Consider the following 4,424-nt stretch of genomic DNA (forward strand, 5'->3'; position numbering starts at 1 on the left):
GGAGAAAACGGCGTTGCCACCGTGACACTGACGAGCACCAGAGCACAGACAGTGCCGGTGAGCGTGCAGAGTGGCAGTGCCTCGGCGACGCAGAACGCGCATTTCACCGCAACGGATGTGGTTGCGAGCCACCTTGTGCTGAGCGTGACGAAGGATAATGCGTTGGCGGACGGAAGCAGTGACGACACGGTGGTGGCGACGCTGACTGACAGTAACGACAGGCCTGTGTCAGGTAAGAAGGTGAGCTGGACGGTGCCGGTCGGCGTGACGGTGAAGGGCGGCGACGCGGTGTCGGACAGCAGTGGTAAGATAACAGTTCAACTGCTTTCAACTGTGTCGGGTGACGTGAAAGTGAGCGGTGCCAGCGGTGGACTGACGGCGGAGACCACGGCGCATTTTACCGCGACGGATGTGGTGGTGAGCCATCTTGCGCTGAGCGTGACGAAGGACAATGCGCTGGCGGACGGAAGCGCCACGGACACGGTGGTGGCGACGCTGACGGACAGTAACGACAGGCCGGTTACAGGTAAGAAGGTGAGCTGGACGGTGCCATCCGGTGTGGCGGTGAAGGGCGGCGATGCGGTATCGGACAGCAGTGGTAAGGTGACGGTACAACTGACGTCAACGGTATCGGGTGATGTGAAAGTGAGCGGTGCCAGCGGTGGACTGACGGCGGAGGCCACCGCACATTTCTCTGAAGCTGATGATGGGTTTGGTTCCCCGAACTTAACAGTTAAATCTGCCGCCCAAAAGGGATGGTTTAATACCTTATCGACACAAAAAGCTACCTTTATTGTAACATATAGTGGAATTAAAACAGGTGATGACGTTACGTTACACTTTAAATCACTTAATAATCAAAATATTGCTGATTTTACTAAAGGCTATACAGTGAATAGTTCAGATGTCAAGAAAGGAACAATTACGCTTGGCCCATATCCTTCTGATTTCACTGAAAAACAATATGGGCTTGTAGAGTTCTGGGTTTCCGTTGAACGTTCTTCCGTTGAAAATTCAAAAGATTCAGATGTAGTTACATTCCAGTACCGGGTATGTGTTGCCGGTAGTTCGGAATGCTATGGTCCCGATTAACTGGTAGTGATTCCAGTTAGTAGAACATGTATTTTTCGATGAAGGCCCCGATAACTTTCTCGTGGATCTCGACCGAGCGCGAGAAGCAAATCGTTTTCCGCGCAAGTCGTTTGATACGGGTAGGTAGTGTCAGGTTGCTACGCTCTATACGCTGACTGAAAATTTTGTCGGTCAGATGCTTATCCTTCGGCACTTCTCTGGCATAGCTGCCCCAGTTGTCGCTGGTTATCATGCCAGTGTTAAAAGGGCTGAGCAGCGCAAGCAGTTCACGGCTCGTTTCATCGGTTTGAAGTGGTCAACAAAAGCTGGCCACCTGAGTAGAGGTGGTATGCTCACCTCAAAATCTTACAGGTGAACCAATGAGCAAGGTATTTACTGCTGAATTAGAACTTGAAGCTGCAAAGCTGGTCCTCGACCAGAATTACACTTATTCAGAAGCCGCGAAGGCGATGAATATCAGCCTGTCGGCCAATTAACCGCTGGGTTAAATCATTACGTATGGAGCGCCAGGGAAAAACGCCTCCGGGGTTACCTCTGACTCCGGAGCAGACTGAACTCAGGGAAATGAGAAAACGGATACAACGCCCTGAAATGGAAAATGAAATCCTAAAAAAGGCTACTGTAGATTCAACCTTTCAACAGTTCACGATAATCGACAGCCTGAGGGTGCAGTCTCCGGTAGTGCCACTGTGTCGGCTGTTCGGTGTTCACCGAAGCAGTTACCGCTACACACGTAAAAACAGCAGTGAACCCAATGCTGACCGTGCCATCAAACGCAGTCTCGTCAGTGAGGTCTGGAACGCCATGCCGGTTCTGCTGGCGCACGAAGTATAGCCGCGATGGTGAGCGCTAAGGGCGTAAAGCTCGGGCGATGGCTGGCCGGTCGTCTGATGAAGGAGCTCAGTATCGCCAGTTGTCAGGTGCCTGCGCATAAATACAAACGCGGAGGCAGTGAGCATGTTGAAATCCCGAACCGTCTGGCCCGGCAGTTCGCTGTCACAGAACCGGACCAGGTCTGGTGTGGCGACGTGCCCTACATCTGGAGAGGAAAACGGTGGGCTTACCTGGCGGTGGTACTTGATCTGTTCGCCCGTAAGCCTGTGGGCTGGGCTCTGTCATACTCACCGGACTCAGACCTCACCATCAAAGCGCTTCAGATGGCATGGGATCTACGTGGGCGACCACCAGGCGTGATGTTCCACAGTGATCAGGGGAGTCATTATACCAGCCGTAAATATCGGCAAATGCTGTGGCGCTGGCGGATAACGCAGAGTATGAGTCGGCGAGGGAACTGCTGGGATAACAGCCCGATGGAGCGGTTCTTCCGTAGTCTGAAGAGCGAATGGGTACCGGCAACGGGCTATGAGCATCTGTAATCCGGTATATCACGGGTTACTACAGCACTCTCAGGCCTCACTGGTATAACGGCGGCTTAATGCCAAATGTATCAGAGCGACTGTTCCACGAACAGTCAGGTCGTGTGGCCAATATTCGTTGACCACTACAACCATGATGCCTACCGAAATCGTAACGTTGTTGAGCGGTGTTTTGGCCGCCTGAAAGAATATTGTTGCATCGCGACGCGTTACGACAAAACGGTGAGGAATTATCTGGCGATGGTGAGGCTGGGGTGCATCCGGCTGTTTTACAAAAGATTATGTAATTAAGGGACACAGCCTGGAAAGGTTGGGGCATATTCCGCCGACAGAAGCCGAAAAGACATATTATGTCTACCATCGTGAATCAGGAGCTCGTAGCCTGAGTTCACAGACAAAACACTAGACTGGCCCCCTGAATCACCAGACACTTCGACCCACCTTAAATTAGTGACTAGTCTTAAAACCAGTCACTAGACTCGTTGGGAGATAAGCATGATCGAAGAATTACTCGGACCTGAGCGCCGCAGGCGTCGTTCTCCACAAGAAAAAATTGCCATTGTCCAGGAAACGCTTCAGCCTGGCATGACGGTATCTCATGTCGCCCGGCTTCATGGCGTGAATGCCAATTAGATCTTCGCCTGGCGCAAGCAGTATCAGGAAGGCAGCCTGGCCGCGATCATGGCTGGCGAGGATGTCGTTCCTGCCTCCGAACTCGCGGCAGCAGCAAAACAAATCAAAGAGTTGCAGCGTCTGTTGGGTAAAAAGACCATGGAGAACGAGCTTCTGAAGGAAGCCGTCGAGTATGGCCGCCAAAAAAAGTGGATAGCGCACGCGCCCTTATTGCCCGGGGATGGCGACTGAGCTTTGTCAGTCGCTGTCTTCAGGTCTCCCGTGCGCACTTATATACCCTGAAGCATCGACCCGGGGACTGGCAGGTCGGCAGAAAAAAGCGCCAGACCGATGACGCTGAAGTGCTGGAGAGGATCCATGGTGTTATCGGTGATGTGCCGACTTACGGTTACCGTCGCGTCTGGGCATTACTGCGCCGCCAGTCGGAGACGATGGCGGTCATCAATGCCAAACGGGTGTACCGGGTTATGTGCCAGCATGCGCTGTTGTTGGGACGAAAGCCCGGAATGCGACGGGCAGGCCGGGCGCACACAGGGAAAGTGGCCGTCAGTGAAAGTAATCAGCGGTGGTGTTCTGACGGCTTCGAGTTCCGCTGTGATAACGGTGAAAAACTCCGCGTCACCTTCGCTCTGGACTGTTGTGACCGCGAAGCACTGCACTGGGCTGCCGGTACTGGCGGCTTCGACAGCGACACCGTTCAGGACGTGATGCTGGGTGCGGTGGAACGTCGCTTCGGACACCACCTGCCGCCAGCTCCCATCGAGTGGCTGACAGACAACGGCTCGGCCTACAGAGCGCATGATACCCGGCGGTTCGCCCGGTTGCTGGTGCTGGAGCCGAAAAGAACAGCGGTACGTAGTCCGGAAAGTAATGGCATGGCAGAAAGCTTCGTAAAGACGATGAAACGAGACTACATCAGCGTTATGCCGCGACCGGATGCCCGTACGGCAGTGCAGAATCTGGCGATGGCGTTCGAACATTACAACGAATGGCATCCGCACAGTGCATTAGGCTACCGTTCGCCGCGGGAATATCTGCGACGCCGGCAGACCTAAATAAGAGAGTCGATGAGTCTGGAGTTATAGGGGCAAATTCACTCGGGACGGTTCAAATACTCAGGAATGAATTTCTCTCTTGGTTGGCCACGCCCTAAGGTGGCAGGGAACTGAAGCGGAGTGAATAACCAGTTTCAGAAAAAGAAAACCCCGATCATCTTTCTCATCTTTGGCGGGATAGAAGATTAACGGGGTACACATAATCTGCATAGAAGCTGTTGCTCTATGCGGGGAGTATAATTCATGTCCAGAAAAAGACAATACCTTC

At 53.1% G+C, this 4,424-nt stretch carries 1 protein-coding gene and 4 pseudogenes; 4 read left to right on the forward strand and 1 reads right to left on the reverse strand.

Features of this window, described 5'->3' with window-relative positions; translation table 11 throughout:
- Positions 1 to 1,092 (forward strand): Ig-like domain-containing protein (locus NG99_RS02965; protein ID WP_034888266.1); only part of this gene is annotated, 1,092 nt, incomplete at its 5' end.
- Between the two features lie 16 nt (positions 1,093 to 1,108).
- Here the strand turns inward: NG99_RS02965 and NG99_RS02970 are convergent.
- Positions 1,109 to 1,381: pseudogene (locus tag NG99_RS02970) on the reverse strand (IS1 family transposase); the annotation flags it as partial.
- Between the two features lie 70 nt (positions 1,382 to 1,451).
- Between NG99_RS02970 and NG99_RS28775 the strand changes: the two are divergent.
- The 3 pseudogenes from NG99_RS28775 (at position 1,452) to NG99_RS02995 (ending at position 4,156) form a co-directional block, all read left to right on the forward strand.
- Positions 1,452 to 2,590, forward strand: a pseudogene (locus NG99_RS28775) (IS3 family transposase).
- Positions 2,591 to 2,597: 7 nt separating this feature from the next.
- A pseudogene (locus tag NG99_RS27905) lies at positions 2,598 to 2,759 on the forward strand (IS5/IS1182 family transposase); the annotation flags it as partial.
- Positions 2,760 to 2,963: 204 nt separating this feature from the next.
- Positions 2,964 to 4,156, forward strand: a pseudogene (locus tag NG99_RS02995) (IS3 family transposase).
- The last annotated feature ends 268 nt before the right edge of the window (positions 4,157 to 4,424 follow it).

It is taken from the genome of Erwinia typographi, from assembly GCF_000773975.1.
In the GTDB taxonomy this organism is placed as follows: Bacteria; Pseudomonadota; Gammaproteobacteria; order Enterobacterales; family Enterobacteriaceae; genus Erwinia; species Erwinia typographi.